The sequence below is a fragment of the Pantoea sp. DY-17 genome, from assembly GCF_019795975.1.
Lineage (GTDB): Bacteria > Pseudomonadota > Gammaproteobacteria > Enterobacterales > Enterobacteriaceae > Pantoea > Pantoea leporis.
Genome location: NZ_JAIMIG010000001.1, coordinates 567,101 through 582,320, shown reverse-complemented (window position 1 = coordinate 582,320; position 15,220 = coordinate 567,101). Strand labels below are relative to the sequence as shown.

The following is a 15,220-nucleotide window of genomic DNA, read 5'->3' as shown; positions in this document are numbered from 1 at the left end:
TGAATCATCTTCGGGCTAGAATTAGCAACCCTGTGATGGAAAGATGCGTGCAGACACAGGAGACATCAAACTTCTTTCAAGGTTCTGTAAAGATTTCTTGGCAGCAGTGGCAGATGTCCAAATAACTCCAATGAGGGTAATAAAAAATGATGAAGCGCAACATTCTTGCAGTGGTTATCCCTGCTCTGTTAGCTGCCGGCGCAGCAAACGCAGCAGAAATCTATAATAAAGACGGCAACAAGCTGGACCTGTACGGTAAAGCTGTTGGTCTGCACTATTTCTCGGATGACGCTGGCAGCGACGGCGACCAGACTTATGTTCGCTTCGGCTTCAAGGGTGAAACCCAGATTAATGACCAACTGACCGGTTACGGCCAGTGGGAATACAACGTTCAGGCTAACAACTCTGAAGGTTCTGATGCACAAGACGGCAACAAAACCCGTCTGGGCTTCGCAGGTCTGAAATTTGGCGATGCGGGTTCAATCGACTACGGTCGTAACTACGGCGTTGTATATGACGCAATCGGCTGGACTGACGTTCTGCCAGAATTCGGTGGTGACTCAGGTTACTCAGACAACTTCATGAACGGTCGTAGCACCGGTTTGCTGACCTACCGTAACACCAACTTCTTCGGTCTGGTTGACGGCTGGAACTTCGCAGTACAGTACCAAGGCAAAAATGATCGCTCTGATACTCGTCGTGCCAACGGAGACGGTTACGGTATCTCTACCTCTTACACCTCACCAATTGGTCTGGGTGTAGCAGCAGCATATAGCAGCAGCGACCGTACTAATGCGCAGTCTGCTGGTGCTCAGACTACTTACACCAACAGCACAACAGGCGGAGCTACTGTTACTGATGTAACTGGTGAAGGCGCTGGTAAGCGTGCTGAAAATTGGGCAGCTGCGCTGAAGTATGATGCGAACAACATCTACCTCGCAGCAATGTATGGTGAAACCCGTAACTCTACTCCAATTTCAGCCTCAAGTTCTGGCACATTCGTTGCTCAGAACGGTAACACTTACACTGACGCTGCCATTACTGGCTTTGCTAACAAAGCTCAGAACTTCGAAATTGTTGCGCAGTACCAGTTCGACTTCGGTCTGCGTCCGTCCATCGCCTACGTTCAGTCTAAAGGCAAAGACATCGAAGGCGTTGGCGATGCTGACCTGGTTAAATACATCGATGTGGGCGCAACCTACTACTTCAACAAAAACATGGCTACCTATGTTGATTACAAAATCAACCAGTTGAACGATGACAACCCACTGGGTCTGGCTACCGACGACGTAGTAGCTGTTGGTCTGGTATACCAGTTCTAATCACCCGATTAGATTTGCGTAATACCTAAAAACGGAGCCCTCGGGCTCCGTTTTGCATTTCAGTGATCGGCTTCGCAATTAGCTTTTCTACTTTATCTCACCGACATATTTCTTTTTTATATCAGCGGTTGGCAAGCGTGCCGACTGACGTTAACCTGATAGCTCATTTCGCTAAAGTTCACCTAAACGGAACTGACTCATGTTTGAATCGATCTCTGCCGCACCCGCCGATCCTATTCTGGGACTGGCTGACCTTTTTCGTGCCGATGACCGGCCGAATAAAATCAATCTTGGCATTGGTGTTTATAAAGATGAAACCGGTAAAACGCCGGTCCTCACCAGTGTTAAAAAAGCTGAGCAGTATTTGCTGGAAAATGAAACCACCAAGAACTACCTGAGCATTGATGGTCTGGCGGATTTCGCACGATGCACGCAGGAGTTGCTGTTCGGCAAAGAGAGCGCGCTGATTTCTGCGGGTCGCGCATGCACCGCACAAACGCCAGGCGGCACCGGCGCCCTGCGCGTAGCGGCAGATTTTCTGGCAAACCAGACCAGCGTTAAGCGCGTTTGGGTGAGCAACCCAAGCTGGCCGAACCATAACAATGTGTTCAACGCTGCTGGCCTTGAAGTGTGTGATTACGATTATTACGATGCCGCAAGCCACAGCCTGGATTTCGACGCCATGGTGGCATCGCTGCAGGAAGCCAAAGCAGGCGATGTAGTGCTGTTCCACGGCTGCTGCCACAACCCAACCGGCGTTGATCCGTCTGCAGAGCAATGGCAACAGCTGGCGCAACTGTCGCTAGAGAAAGGATGGTTGCCGCTGTTTGATTTCGCCTATCAGGGCTTTGCTCGCGGTCTGGATGAAGATGCGCAAGGGCTGCGTATTTTTGCCGCTTCACATCAGGAACTGATTGTTGCCAGCTCTTACTCGAAGAACTTCGGTTTGTATAATGAGCGTGTAGGTGCATTAACGCTGGTTGCAGCGAGCAGCGACGTGGCCAAAACTGCGTTTAGTCAGGTGAAATACACCATTCGCGCCAATTACTCTAACCCGCCGTCACACGGCGCGGCGGTCGTCGCCACCATCCTCAGCAATGACGCGCTGCGCACCATCTGGATTCAGGAGCTGGCCGATATGCGTCAGCGCATCCAGCGCATGCGTCAGCTGTTTGTGAACACATTGGCGGAGAAAGGCGCTAATCAAGACTTTAGCTTCATCATCAAGCAGAACGGCATGTTCTCATTCAGCGGCCTGACCAAAGATCAGGTAGTGCGTCTGCGGGAAGAGTTTGGCGTGTATGCGGTGAACTCGGGTCGCGTTAATGTGGCAGGCATGACGCCAGATAATATGTCGGCGCTGTGTGAGGCGATTGTCGCAGTTTTATAAATCAGGCGGCAAATAACGACAAATGGGCCAAGAGGGCCCATTTTTTTATTCTTGCAGGAACGGATTGCTGATGCGTTCGTGGCCTAGCGTCGAGATAGGCCCGTGCCCCGGCACGAAAGTCACATCATCGCCTAGCGGCAACAGCTTGGTTCTAATCGCATCGATCAGGTCGCTGTGGCTGCCCTGCGGGAAATCGGTGCGTCCAACGCCACCGTTGAAAATCACATCTCCCGAAATCAGAAGACGCCCAGCCCGATCAAAGAACACGATATGTCCCGGCGTATGGCCCGGACAAAGCAGCACTTCCAGCGTGACATTGCCAACCTGCACAGTTTCACCCTCTTCCAGCCAGCGATCGGGCGTGAGCGGCGCGCACTCGGGCAAACCGAACATGCGGCTTTGTGTGGGCAGATTATCTAACCAGAAAGCATCGAGCGGATGCGGACCGACAATGGGCACCTGATAATGTGCCGCTAGCTCGGCAGCGGCACCAACGTGATCAAGATGTCCATGCGTGAGCAGGATCTGCGATGGCGTTAAACCACGTTCTGCCAGCACGGCTTTGATGGTTTCCGCATCGCCGCCGGGATCGACCAGTGCGGCTTGTTGGGTTTCGTCATCCCATATAACTGAACAGTTTTGGGAAAAAGCCGTAACCGGAATAATTTGGTAGTTCATAGCGCTCCATGACCGACACACGCAGCGCTGCCGGTATCAGGACCAGTGCCTTGCGGGCCCGGTATCTATGTGTACGAAGTTGCTGCGCGGGTAATATCCTACACCACCGGCGCGCATAGATAACGCCGCTTTGCGAACATTGCTCAACGAAATTCCCTCAATGTGGAAATCCATCGCTTGTCCTTTAGTGTGATAGCTTTTTTTCGCCACGCCCGGGCCCGATTCACGCAGCATGGTGTTGGTGGCTAAGGTGCGGTAACCCGAGATCAACTGCACCGGCTTGCGCGTATCCAGCAATGTTTGCAGGCGGTAAAGCTGGTCAAAAAGATGGGGATCGATGGTCTTCACCTGATTGGCGCGGTAATCACGGAAGAAGTGATTTAAGCGGGCTAACTCATCCTTGTCATAACGCTTACCGTTAAAAAACTCTGTTTTAAGGGTTTCACCGGTGTGAAGGTTACTAAGCGTCAATACTCGTGGGCGGGCGGTGGAAAGCGAAGCCAGAGCGGAGCCAGGAAGCAGTGATAATCCTGCTGCTGCGCCTCCAATCAAGAGTAATCGACGACGTTGAGAATCAATATTAGCCATGAAGCGAGGTTACCTAATCTAAAGCGGATAAAATATGTGCGAAAAGTACACAAGGCCGAACATTAACGTCCGCCTAAGACTCAGTCAACCCAGAATATGTTGCAGAAGACCAAAACCAGCTCAAAATCAAATTTTCGAGACTGGTCTTGGTTAAATTCATGTGAAGAGAAAACAGCCAAATCAATTACTAGAGTAACAACTGACCGGCTTTATGCAGTACCTGACTACCGGAACGGGCGGGATTATCATAATTGTAAATATCTGTACGATATTGCGGCTGGCCGTCATCTGCGACCCATGCGGTTAAATAGTAAAGGTTCACAGGAATACGATGGCGAATCGGCACGTAACGGGTATTTCCCTCTTTCAAGGTGTCTGAGATACGACCGTCGTTCCAGCCCACATCCTGCAACAGCAGATCGGCCAGTTCTGAGGCTTTATTCACGCGCACACAGCCCGAACTGAGCGCACGAATATCGCGCTGGAACAGGTTATGGTTTGGCGTATCGTGCAGATAAATCGCATCCGAACTCGGCATGTTGAATTTGTAGCGACCCAGTGAGTTGGTTGCGCCCGGCGCCTGTCGAATGCGATACGGGAAGCTCGCGGCCGACACCATACGCCAGTCAATCATCGAAGGATCGATCACTTCCGCATCCGCACTCCAGCCCGACAACAGCGTATAACCGTGCTTATACAGATAAGTCGGATCCTGTTTCACCTTCGGCACAATATCCTGGCGCACCAGCGTGGTTGGCACGTTCCACGGTGGATTGAGCACCACATTATTCAGCGCGCTACGCATCAGCGGCGTTTTGCGGTCAGGACGACCCACAATCACGCGTGATGACAAAATGGTGGCGCCGTTGTTGTAGTAGGTCAGCGAATAGTTGGGAATGTTCACCATGATGCCGTTATGCATATCATCCGGTAGCAGACGCAGGCGCTGTATGTTGAGCGCCAGCAGCGAAGCACGCATCTGCGGCGGCACATTCAGCCATTCACGGGTACGTGGACCAATCGCGCCGTCATCGGCCAATCCCTGCCAGTGCTGGAAGCGTTTAACGCCCTCCACCAGCGCAGCGTCATAGACGTTGGGTCCGGTTGCCGTTGGATTAGCAGCCACATTATTGGCCACTTCAGACGTCGCCGCGAGAGCCGGAGCCGCATCAATATCATCAAAGTTTGCCGCAGATGGGCTCACCGGCTGATTGCTTTGGCTCACCGGAACCGGCGCGGTTGGCACCGCATCTTCCGCCGGCGTTGGCGTAGTACTATGGCTGGCGGTCAACATGCCGGTGCGTTGCAGAATCTCACGCAGCGCAGGCACATCATTACTGATTTGCCCTGGGCGTAGCGTAACGGTATCACGCAGCTGTGGCCACGGGCGATCGTCGGTGAGTAGCGTTTTCAGCGCATTATGCATTGGCGCATATTGCGGATGCTGCGGTTGCAATGAGACCACAAAAGTCCGGCTGCCGCCGCCGTTCACCGCATTTTGCCATTGATTGATGGCCGCCAGAGATGGCATGGTCAGCTTGTAAGGCACATTGCTGTAAAGCCAGGTTTCGCCCTGCGTCGGCACATTGGCAACAAACTGCAGATAGCCAAGCATCGCATCACTGAGCACGATGTCGCGCGCCAGGCCTTTGATGTTCGGATTGGTCAGACGCTCAACCCAGCGGGTGAATTGCGGCTGCACGCCAGAGAGCGCCACTTCCGCCAATTGCTGCTGGAAAGCCTGCACCGCTTGCGGGTCTTGCCATAGCGGAGCCATATCGCGCGACGCATAAATAACGGCTAAACCGGGCAAATAGAAAGGTTGTTCAGTGGCGCTGAACGCCTGCTGAATCTGCTGCTGGCTGGCAGCAACCGACATCGAACTGTGGTGCGTTGAATTGGGTAGCGTGGAGGTGATGGCCGCATGGCTCACAGCCAGCGGCGATAGTACCAGTGACAAACCGAGTGCTACTGCAGCACGACTCATTTTGCTCTTATTGTTTAGCAACATCCCTGCCCCCTTCTCACCAATGACATAGCGCCCTGTGATCGCCATGTACAGCCATACTCATAATGTTGAGTATACGAATAAAAAACGGCATCTGCCTCTCAGTGCAGATGCCGCATACAGATTAAACGTAGTGCTGTTTTTTAACCAGATTAAGCGCTATGAATTCTCATATTCAAGACCGACCTTAGGACTTTGATCCTTGCTCGGTGCAGGATCTGCCGAGAAGCCGCGCAGCCCAACCACATGCACATGTTCGGTGTTATTGAACATTTTACGCACCAGTTTGTAGGTGGTGCCTTTTTCTGGGCTGATGTTCTCTGGCGCCGCGATGATCAGTTGCATCTCCAGACGTTCGCACAGCTCAAACAGTGTGGCGATCGAACGCGCATCAAGACGTGCCGCTTCATCGAGGAACAGCAGACGACACGGCGAAATATCTTTGCCACGCAGACGACGTGATTCCTCTTCCCAGCTCTGTACCACCATCACCAGAATCGACATCCCGGTACCGATCGCTTCACCGGTAGAGAGCGCGCCACTTTCTGCACGCAGCCAGCCGTCAGTACCACGGTTCACTTCCACTTCCATCTCAAGATAGTTGCGGTAGTCGAGCAGCTCTTCACCGATGGTTTGCGGCGTGCGCTGGCCCATGTCGATCTGCGGATTTAGGCGCTGATAGAGTTTCGCCAGCGCTTCCGAGAAGGTTAAGCGGTTGCTGGTAAAAAGATCCTGATGCTGTTCATGCTCTTCCGACAGCGTATCCAGCAGCGTTGAGTGCGCTTCACGCACGTTCACGTTAAGACGCACGCTGCGCACCTGACCAAAGCTTACCGCCTGCAACCCCTGGTTCAGCTGGCGAATACGGTTTTGCTCGCGCTGGATGGTTTTACGAATGATGTTCGCCGCACTGCGTGAGCTGATTGCCAGCGTCTGTTCACGCGCCGTCAGCTCTTCGGTCAGACGATTCAGCTCAATCTCCATCTGCTCGATGGCTTCAACCGGATCGTCGGTACGAATGATGTCCTGGCGAATACGTTCGCGCAGGTGCTGATACACCGCGATAAAGAACTGAATCTTACGTTCCGGACGTTTCGGATCTTCAGACATACGCAGCACATCGCGCAGATGTTCGTTATCCGCCACCGCCAGACGCAGCGCACCCAGCGCCTTATCCGACATCGAACGCAGCTCATCGCCGCTGAGATAGGCCAGCTCGCGACGATGCAGACGACGCTCAACGCCATTCTCTTTCACCAGACGCAACACCGTGCACCAGCCCGCTTTCGCGCTGACCACCTGCTCACGAATCTGATGATAATCGCGTTCCAGCTTGCGCAGTTTTTTCTGCAGGCTGTCCATTTCGGCTTCACAGAAGGTGATCTGTTTTTCCAGCTGGTTGCGACGCGCACGGTTGTGGCTTAGCGCGCTATACAGCTCATCACGACGAATGCGCGCGCGCTCTTCTGCACTGGCATCGGCATGCACGCCGATATCCTGCATCTCTTGTTGCAACTCTTTCAGCATGTCGCGTTTGGCATCGTATGAACTTTTTAGCGATGCCAGCACCTGCGAATACTGCGTCAGCTGGGCCTGATGTCCACGCAGACGTTCGCGTGCGCGGCTGCGCTCGCCTTCCGCCTGCTCCAGACGCTGACGCAACTGTTCGTTGAGATCGCTGTTGCCACCTAGCATGCCAGCCGAACTTTCATAGCTGAAGTGCGCGCGGCGCTGCACCACTTCGGTCAGCGCAAAGGCTTGCTGACGCGCATCACGCTGCTGCTGCTGTGCCTGCTGATAGTCGCGCTGCAGCTGTTCGTGCTGTTGCGGATCGCTTTGCAGTACCGCAATCAGCGGCTCCAGCTTGCTGAGTTTGCTGCCGTGCTGATGCAGGAAGCGCGCGGCTTCCTGTGCTTCTTCGACGCGCTCGCGGATCTCTTCACAGCGATCGCCAAGCGTGTCGTCGAGCAGCAGATTTACGCGCGGCAACAGGCGGTTCAGCTGGCTGACGCCCTCTTTTGCCTGCTCAAACTGCGCGCGCTGCTGCTGATTGTCATTTTCATGCTGCGCCAGCGCCCGCTCCAGCTCGCCACGACGGCTGTTAAGCTGACGAATCTGCGCTTCCGGATCTTCATCAAACGCCACCGCTAAATGGCTACCGATGAAGCGGCTGAAGGATTGATGCAGACGCTGGGTTTTCTGTACATCAAACGACAACGTGGCATAACGCTCAGCCAGCTGTTCACGTTCGTTGTTCAGCAACTCAAGCTGGTTTTCACGCGCCGCGCGACCAAATAGCGGCACTTTCGGGAAGCGGGAGTAGCGCCACTGACGCTCAGCCACTTTCACCACCACCGCTTTTTCCAGCTCTTCGACGCTAAATACGCTGTCGTCAAAGGCTTGCGGATCGCCTTCAATCAGATAGAGATCTTCCGGGCACTCGTCTAAACCGTCGAGCAGGTCGCGCACCAGCGACAGATCTGGCACCACGATGGCGTGGCGCGATGGACCGTATAGCGCCGAGAAGTACGGTGCGTCATCCAGCGTAACGTCATCATAAATTTCCGACAGCAGCACGCCGCCAAAACGTTCCGCCAGCTGCGTCAGGCGCGCATCTTCTGCGCCGCCCGGTTGGCTCAGACGTTCAATCTGCTGTTCAACTTCGCGCTTACGCGCGGCCAGCTCGTCGCGCTCAACCGTGGTTTCACGCTCGCGCTCCAGCAGTTGCTGCATAAATTCGGTGATTTGCTGGCTGCTGGTCAGCTCCTGACCGGTTTGCTCGCTCAGCTGCGTCAGGATTTCCTGCGCCGCCAGCCAGTGTGGCGCACGCGCGGTCAGCGCAGTGATGCGTCCACGCAGCTGCTCCAGCTCCTGACGCATCAACATGCGGCGTTCACCGGCATCGGCAACGCTGCTATTCAGTTGCTCAATCTGCGCTTCGAGTTCACGCTGCAAGCCGTCCAGCGCATCCGCATCGTATTGCTGGCCCTGACGTTTGCAGAAATCCGCCAGCAAACGCTCAGCATCATGCTGCTCACGCAGACGGGTTTCTAATTCATTGAGGCGCAGACGCAGCGAAGAAAGCTGTTCGGCCTGGTGGCGCTGATTGCCAGCGTCGCGCAGTAATTCGCGCCCCACTTGCCACGCATCCTGACGACTGACGTCACCGGCGATGCTGGTAACTAACGCTAACGCTTGCTCAAACTGGCTGTGTGCCGCTTCGGCGACGCTCAGTTTCTGTTCCAGACGCAGCAGGCGCTCGGTGGCTTCTTCTTCACGCGCCTGGAAGGTTTCCTGCCATTCGGCCGCGTTATCGATAGTTAAATCAGGCAGCTGACACTGCGTACGCGCCTTTTCCAACGCCTGCAAGGCTTGCTGATACTGGATTGCCCGCGTCTGTTGCACGTCGAGCGCCTGCTGGAAATCGGCGAGTTGGCTTTTCAGCTCATCGACTTCCACCTCAGCTGCTTCGGCACGTGCTTCATTCTCTTCCTGCACTTCGCGCGCTTCGGCAACCACTTCGTTCTGCTCTTCGAGGCGATAGGTCAGTTCTTCCAGATCGGCATCGTAACGCTCGATTTTTTCCTGCTGGCGCATGGCGGTTTGCACCAGATTCAGATGGTCGCTGGCGCCCTGATAATCGCTTTCCAGATCGCTCTCAGCACCGCTGTGCTCGGACAACTCGCGCGCCATTTCAATGTGGCGATACTGTTCGGAAATCAGTTGGTTGCGGCTGGTAAACAGCTCATTACGCAGCTGCAGCGCGCCGTCGAGGTGAATACGACGCTCGTTGGCATGGCGCATGTAGTCAGCGGAAACGTAGTTGGTAGCTTCCGAGATCAGATGCTTAAACAGGTCGCGATCGGATTGGGTGACGCGAATCGCTTCCAGCGTCATGCGGTTTTCCCGCAGCGCGGCTTCCATATCCTGGAAGGCTTTACGCACACCGCCGTTTTCTGGCAGCAGGTAATCGCGCAGTGAACGGGTGATAGCGCTAGAGATACCGCCGTACAGCGAAGCTTCAATCAGGCGATAAAACTTACTGCGATCGCTGGCGTTACGCAGACGACGCGGCACCACGCCGAGCTCGAACAGCACCGCATGGTAATCGGTGACCGAGTTGTACTGTTTGAATTGCACGCCTTCCTGCGCTTCCACACGCTCCTTCACTTCCGTCAGCGGCAACACGCGCGCCTGACGGTTATTAAGGATTTCGGTCAGCATATCGGTCGCCTGTGAATCGCTCGGCAAGCCGTGAATACTGAATGGTTTGATATCGACCTTTTTATCGCGTCCCGCCACCTGCTGCAGACGTACACCAACGATCACGCGCTGATGGCGTGAGTTGACCACATCCAGCACCGAATAACAGACGCCGGCGCGTAGCTTGCCGTGCAAACCTTTATCACGCGAACCGGAAGTTGCACCGGCTTCGGTGGTGTTACGGAAGTGCAGCAAGGTTAAGTCAGGGATCATCGCCGTCACGAAGGCGGCCATGGTGGTGGATTTACCCGCACCGTTACCGCCCGAAAGCGTGGTGACCAGTTCATCAAGATCAAAAGTACGGGCAAAGAAGCCGTTCCAGTTGATCAGCGTTAGCGAACGAAATTTACCGCGTTCAATCATGCTTGTTCATCCTCCGCGTTATCACTCGCGTCGCTCTCAGCGTCAATATCGTTATCTGCTTCATCGTTCTCAGTCGCAGCCGGCGCACTTTCCAGCGTCATCGCTTCACCGTCACGTATCAGGCGCAGCTGCGCTTCACGCGCATCGTCACCGCTGCGCACGTCGGCGCCAAAGCGGAACACTGATTCGGTGATGCGGAATTTGCTGCTGTCGTTGCCCATAAACCACACCATGCCGAGACGGCGCAGGCGACTCAGCGACGCGCGCATTTTTTCCTGCAGCTTGGCGCGATCAAGATCGGAACCGGTGGAACGCTGATTGACCAGCTTGAGCAGTTTGCTCTCATCGGCCAGGGACAGCAGTTCGTCGTACAGCTCTTGCTGGGTAAAAATCCCCTCATTCGCCAGACGTTCCGGGCTGAGATAGAGATAGCAAAGAATTTTGCCCACCATCATATCCAGCTCGGACAACACCGAGCGCGGAATCAAAGTGGTTGAACGCGGACGCAGATAGAAGAAGCCTTCCGGCGCGCGGATCAGCTCAACGTTGTAGCGCGCGTAAAACTCTTCGAGATATTCCTGGTAATCCATCAGGAAGGCGTGATTATCCAGCTCTTCAATGCCAATGTGGCGACCCGCGCGTAACTGGCTATCGAGCGCTGGGAAAATCGGGTTTGCCAGAGCCAATGCCAGTTTGACTGGCATCACTTGTTCAATATTTGTCGATGACATGTGCCTGCACCTTGGCTCCGTAATCATTAATGGCCTGCCATTGCGCAGGCAGACCGGCTAAATCAGCTTCGGCCACGCCGAGTCGCACCGCTTGATCGATGACGATACGCGCCAGATCAAAGTGGCGCGCGCGCGGATACTGCGACAGATAGTCGCGCATCACCGTGGCCAGATGGAGCGGCTTCTGCTCCTGCTTATAAATCTGCAGCGCCTCTTCGATCATCGCGGCCAGCTGCTCGCGAATCTCATTAAACTCTTCGTATTCCATTTCCGGCGGCAGCTCGCCCATCACCTCGTCATTACGCAGCGTCATCTCTTCATCGCGCATATCGTAAAGACGATCGGCATTGGCGTAGGTCAGCGCCCACGGCTGATCGAAATAGTTTTGCACCGACAGGCGTAAACGCTGCGCAAACACGCGGTTCTTATCCATGTCGATGGCGGTACGAATAAACTTGTGTACGTGGCGGTCGTAGCCGATCCACAGATCGATAGCCTGCTGGCCCCAGCTGATGATGCGATCGAGCTTGTTTTGCAGGTCAAACACCAGCTTATCGACAAAGCCCAGATCCGGGCTGCTCAGCGTCGCATCCTGGATGCGCAGCAGGTTGGCCTGCAGCTTATCGCCGGCCGCCTCCAGCGTATCCTGCAGTTCACGCAGCGTACCGGACGTTTCCGACAGCAACATTTCACAGCTGGAGATCGCCGCGCGCCAGTCTTTGTTAAGCAGATCGGCAATATCGGTTTTCACCGCTTGCTGCTGCTCATCCATCAGACGCTGCGTCATGTCGATGCTATCGAAGATTTCCGCCACCGAATATTTCAGCGGCGCAAACACGTTACGATGCCAGTGGAATTCATCACCGTCTTCTTCGGCGGCATCCGCGGCACGTTTCAACTCCTGCGCCACAATCGACAGCTGCATCGACAGGCGCAGCGTGGAGAACTCGCGCTGGCGGATGTAATAGTCGGTAATGCCGATGGCGAGTGGCGTCAGGCGATAGATGGCGTGCCCTTCCGTCAGCTCGCTGGTAAAGCGGTTCAGCAAGCGCTGACGCACCATGTCATTGATGGCGTTATTGGCACGGACCTGCACGGTTTCGTGGGTTTGTTCGAATGCTTTGCTAACGTGACGAAACGCGTCAATCAGCTCGCCTTCACTCATCTCGCCGTCCATGCGCTCACCGTTTAAGGTGGCGATGGCCAGCAAAAAGGCCAGACGTTCTACCGGCAGCGCAAGCGAAAAATCGTTCTTGCGCGCCCATGCCACCAATTCGGGGACCGTCTGGGAAAATTCGCTCATAGTTGATCCTTCTGGCTGGGTTTGCGCGCGGTCACGTGGATATAGCGCCCTAAGCTTAAAAAGGGCTCCTGGCGACAGAAACGCCGTTCCATCTCAATGATTTCCTCAACGCTCTTCCCTGCGCCGGGTTGCGGCTTCATGTAATCACAGAAGACGCGAATGCCCGCACGCCGTTCAATTTCAAATCCGCAGTTTGTCAGCCAACGCGTCACATCATCCGGATCGCGCGGGAAATCGGGCGACAGCGTGCGCTTTTTACGTTTGCTCATATTGGCGCGCATATAGCCGAAGTTGCCAAGCGTCAGGGTGCGGAAGGTTAAGCCGTGCGCGTTGTAAAACATCAACGACAGCACGCCGCCGGGCTTGAGCGTGTGCCACAGCGCTTGCAGCACCTCTTCCGGATGCGCGACCCATTCCAACACCGCGTGAAACAATACCAGATCAACCTGCGTATCCAAATGTTCGCCCACCTGCTGGGCGCTAATTTGTTTGAATTGCATGTTGTGGCTCACACCCGCGGCAAGCGCATGGGCTTCCGCCAGCTTCAGCATCTCAGCAGAGAGATCGCACAGCACAACCTGATGACCGCGCGCCGCCAGGCCGCTTGAGACTTGTCCCACGCCGCCGCCGGCATCCAGCACCTTCAAGGATCCGGCAGGCAATGTCGGTAACAGAGCTTCCAGTTCGTCCCAGACAATCGCCTGGCGCACTTGCCCTTTGCGCGTGCCATAAATGTTCTGTGAGAATTTGTCCGCCAGATCGTCAAAGTTACGATCCTGCATGATGATGGCTCCGCTTTGCTGCATTCAACTTGTGCTATTTTGTCACAGGCTCAACAAGAATGAACCTTTCATGCCGCAGTAACCGTCTGGCAGCTGTTTTTTTGGACAAAAGAGGCCATATTCGATGTTTTTCGCATTTAAAAAAGTCATTGGCGGGATGTTGCTTCCCTTGCCGCTGCTGTTATTAATGATGGCGGCAGGACTTTTGCTGCTCTGGTTCAGCCGCTGGCAAAAAAGCGGCAAAATCCTCATCTCTTGCAGCTGGCTGCTGCTGCTGATTTTGAGCCTGCAGCCGGTTGCCGATCGCCTGCTGTCACCGCTGGAAAATCATTATCCCACCTGGAACGGTAACGAGCCGGTCGATTATATCGTGGTGCTCGGCGGCGGCTATACCTTCAATCCGAATTGGGCACCGAGTTCCAACTTGATTAATAACAGTCTGCCGCGTGTGGCCGAAGGCGTGCGTCAGTGGCGGCGCTATCCGCAGGCCAAAATGATCTTTACGGGCGCAGCAGCCGGCGAAAACCCACGCAGCAGCGCCAGCGTGGCGGCCGAAGTGGCGGAAAGTCTGGGCGTGCCATCAGCAGCGATTATTCAGTTGGATCAACCCAAGGATACGATTGGCGAAGCTCGCGCGGTGAAACAGACGATTGGTGAACACCCGTTCTTACTGGTGACTTCCGCCAACCATCTGCCGCGTGCCATGCATTTCTTTCAAAGTGCCGGCATGAATCCGCTGGCCGCACCGGCAAATCAGTTGGCAGTGACCTCGCCGCTAAACTGGTGGGAACGCGCTATTCCGTCACCGCTGTGGCTGGCACATAGTGAGCGTGCGATCTATGAAACGCTGGGACAAACCTGGCAGAAGCTGCGCGGTGACGATCTCACCTCAACCCAGCCAGGGGAGTAATTGCGCGCGGGCGTGATCGAAGCGCGGACGGTCAAACTGTCCGCTGCTGACCAACGTGTCGACGCAATCCCACAGCTGATACAACCAGCGCCGCCAGAGAAAACCTTCCGCCACGGGCGCGCGCTGCAGATAGCGCTGCAGCAGTGACGCTTCTGCGCCGCTATCCGCCAGGCGCATCAGATCGTATTCGCGCGGTGCCCAGAGAATGTTGCCCGGCTGCATCATGGCAATAAGCTGATCGCTGTGCGCATCTTTTAACATACTGGCTAAGCGCAGGTTGCCGTGCATCAATACGCAGGGATCATCAAAACCGTTGAACAGACGCGGTAATAGCTGACGGCTGCGAAACAGAATCTGACGATCTTCCAGTGTAAAAAACGGCGGTGACAAATAACCCAGCGTTGACCACAACACATCCACCCGCTGGCGATACCATGCGGGCCAGTTATTCTCCTGCACGCTGTCCACGCTGCCGACTAAGCCATGGCTGTCAATACGATGCCACGCCAGCACGCCTTCGACGATCTGTTCGCACAGCTGTTCCCAGCGTGCTGCGCTGCGGGCCGGAGCTTCCGCAGAAACACCGCTAAAGCGTGCCATCAGCAACATTTCATGTACCGGCTTTTGCTGGCTAAGCACCAGACCAAACACGGCAGGCACGGCGATCAAGCCATCATGGCCGAGCATGGTCAGTTTTTTAGCTTCCAGCGCAGCGCGTCCCTGATGACGAAAATACTTTGCCACCAGCGGCATCGGTTTACCGGCGTTATCGTATAGCGCATACAGCCGCGTGTGCGCCTGCTCGCTAATGGTTTCGAGACGACTGATGCTTTCACCAAGCACCAACGCGAGTTCTGAACGGAGCTGTTCCATGCAATATCC

General features: G+C 55.0%; 11 protein-coding genes. 3 read left to right on the top strand and 8 right to left on the bottom strand.

Annotated elements, in window-relative coordinates; all coding sequences use genetic code 11:
- Nucleotides 1-146 precede the first annotated feature (146 nt).
- Nucleotides 147-1,322 (top strand): porin OmpF, encoded by a 1,176-nt coding sequence (gene ompF, locus K5Y33_RS02765; RefSeq protein ID WP_304624134.1) that lies wholly within the window; start codon nt 147-149, stop codon nt 1,320-1,322.
- A 199-nt stretch (nt 1,323-1,521) separates the two neighbouring features.
- Entirely contained in the window at nt 1,522-2,712 is a 1,191-nt protein-coding gene (locus K5Y33_RS02760) for an amino acid aminotransferase (RefSeq protein ID WP_192413848.1), read from the top strand.
- Nucleotides 2,713-2,757: 45 nt separating this feature from the next.
- Here K5Y33_RS02760 and K5Y33_RS02755 read toward each other — a convergent pair whose 3' ends face one another.
- The 7 genes from K5Y33_RS02755 to cmoM form a co-directional block, all read right to left on the bottom strand.
- Entirely contained in the window at nt 2,758-3,390 is a 633-nt protein-coding gene (locus K5Y33_RS02755; protein WP_222233213.1) for an MBL fold metallo-hydrolase, read from the bottom strand.
- 36 nt (nt 3,391-3,426) lie between these two features.
- On the bottom strand, nt 3,427-3,978 hold the full coding sequence (locus K5Y33_RS02750; RefSeq protein WP_101760946.1) for a YcbK family protein: 552 nt from the start codon (nt 3,976-3,978) through the stop codon (nt 3,427-3,429).
- A gap of 187 nt (nt 3,979-4,165) precedes the next feature.
- Nucleotides 4,166-5,989 (bottom strand): L,D-transpeptidase, encoded by a 1,824-nt coding sequence (gene ldtD, locus K5Y33_RS02745; protein WP_222233212.1) that lies wholly within the window; start codon nt 5,987-5,989, stop codon nt 4,166-4,168.
- Nucleotides 5,990-6,145: 156 nt separating this feature from the next.
- Nucleotides 6,146-10,612 carry a chromosome partition protein MukB gene (gene mukB / locus K5Y33_RS02740; protein ID WP_222233211.1) on the bottom strand — a complete coding sequence of 1,489 codons (4,467 nt, stop codon included), beginning with the start codon at nt 10,610-10,612 and terminating at the stop codon, nt 6,146-6,148.
- On the bottom strand, nt 10,609-11,343 hold the full coding sequence (gene mukE / locus K5Y33_RS02735; protein WP_101760949.1) for a chromosome partition protein MukE: 735 nt from the start codon (nt 11,341-11,343) through the stop codon (nt 10,609-10,611). The genes mukB and mukE overlap by 4 nt, the downstream gene beginning before the upstream one ends.
- On the bottom strand, nt 11,324-12,646 hold the full coding sequence (gene mukF, locus K5Y33_RS02730; RefSeq protein ID WP_007887410.1) for a chromosome partition protein MukF: 1,323 nt from the start codon (nt 12,644-12,646) through the stop codon (nt 11,324-11,326). Before mukF ends, mukE begins: the two co-directional genes overlap by 20 nt.
- On the bottom strand, nt 12,643-13,428 hold the full coding sequence (gene cmoM / locus K5Y33_RS02725) for a tRNA uridine 5-oxyacetic acid(34) methyltransferase CmoM (RefSeq protein WP_101760950.1): 786 nt from the start codon (nt 13,426-13,428) through the stop codon (nt 12,643-12,645). Before cmoM ends, mukF begins: the two co-directional genes overlap by 4 nt.
- A gap of 124 nt (nt 13,429-13,552) precedes the next feature.
- On the opposite strand from cmoM, the gene elyC reads away from it, so the two are divergent.
- A complete protein-coding gene (gene elyC, locus K5Y33_RS02720) occupies nt 13,553-14,338 on the top strand; it encodes an envelope biogenesis factor ElyC (RefSeq protein ID WP_222233210.1) in 786 nt (261 codons plus the stop codon).
- Here elyC and K5Y33_RS02715 read toward each other — a convergent pair.
- The gene (locus tag K5Y33_RS02715; protein WP_222233209.1) at nt 14,318-15,211 is read right to left on the bottom strand and encodes a YcbJ family phosphotransferase; all 894 of its coding nucleotides are present in this window, start codon (nt 15,209-15,211) and stop codon (nt 14,318-14,320) included. The two genes, elyC and K5Y33_RS02715, sit on opposite strands and share 21 nt — an antisense overlap.
- Nucleotides 15,212-15,220: the final 9 nt, after the last annotated feature.

Coding starts and splice junctions, on each gene's coding strand:
- K5Y33_RS02715 (WP_222233209.1), bottom strand. CDS start 15,211: ATGGAACAGCTCCGTTCAGAACTCGCGTTGGTGCTTGGTGAAAGCATC.
- K5Y33_RS02750 (WP_101760946.1), bottom strand. CDS start 3,978: ATGGCTAATATTGATTCTCAACGTCGTCGATTACTCTTGATTGGAGGC.
- mukF (WP_007887410.1), bottom strand. CDS start 12,646: ATGAGCGAATTTTCCCAGACGGTCCCCGAATTGGTGGCATGGGCGCGC.
- mukE (WP_101760949.1), bottom strand. CDS start 11,343: ATGTCATCGACAAATATTGAACAAGTGATGCCAGTCAAACTGGCATTG.
- mukB (WP_222233211.1), bottom strand. CDS start 10,612: ATGATTGAACGCGGTAAATTTCGTTCGCTAACGCTGATCAACTGGAAC.
- cmoM (WP_101760950.1), bottom strand. CDS start 13,428: ATGCAGGATCGTAACTTTGACGATCTGGCGGACAAATTCTCACAGAAC.
- K5Y33_RS02755 (WP_222233213.1), bottom strand. CDS start 3,390: ATGAACTACCAAATTATTCCGGTTACGGCTTTTTCCCAAAACTGTTCA.
- elyC (WP_222233210.1), top strand. CDS start 13,553: ATGTTTTTCGCATTTAAAAAAGTCATTGGCGGGATGTTGCTTCCCTTG.
- ompF (WP_304624134.1), top strand. CDS start 147: ATGATGAAGCGCAACATTCTTGCAGTGGTTATCCCTGCTCTGTTAGCT.
- K5Y33_RS02760 (WP_192413848.1), top strand. CDS start 1,522: ATGTTTGAATCGATCTCTGCCGCACCCGCCGATCCTATTCTGGGACTG.
- ldtD (WP_222233212.1), bottom strand. CDS start 5,989: ATGTTGCTAAACAATAAGAGCAAAATGAGTCGTGCTGCAGTAGCACTC.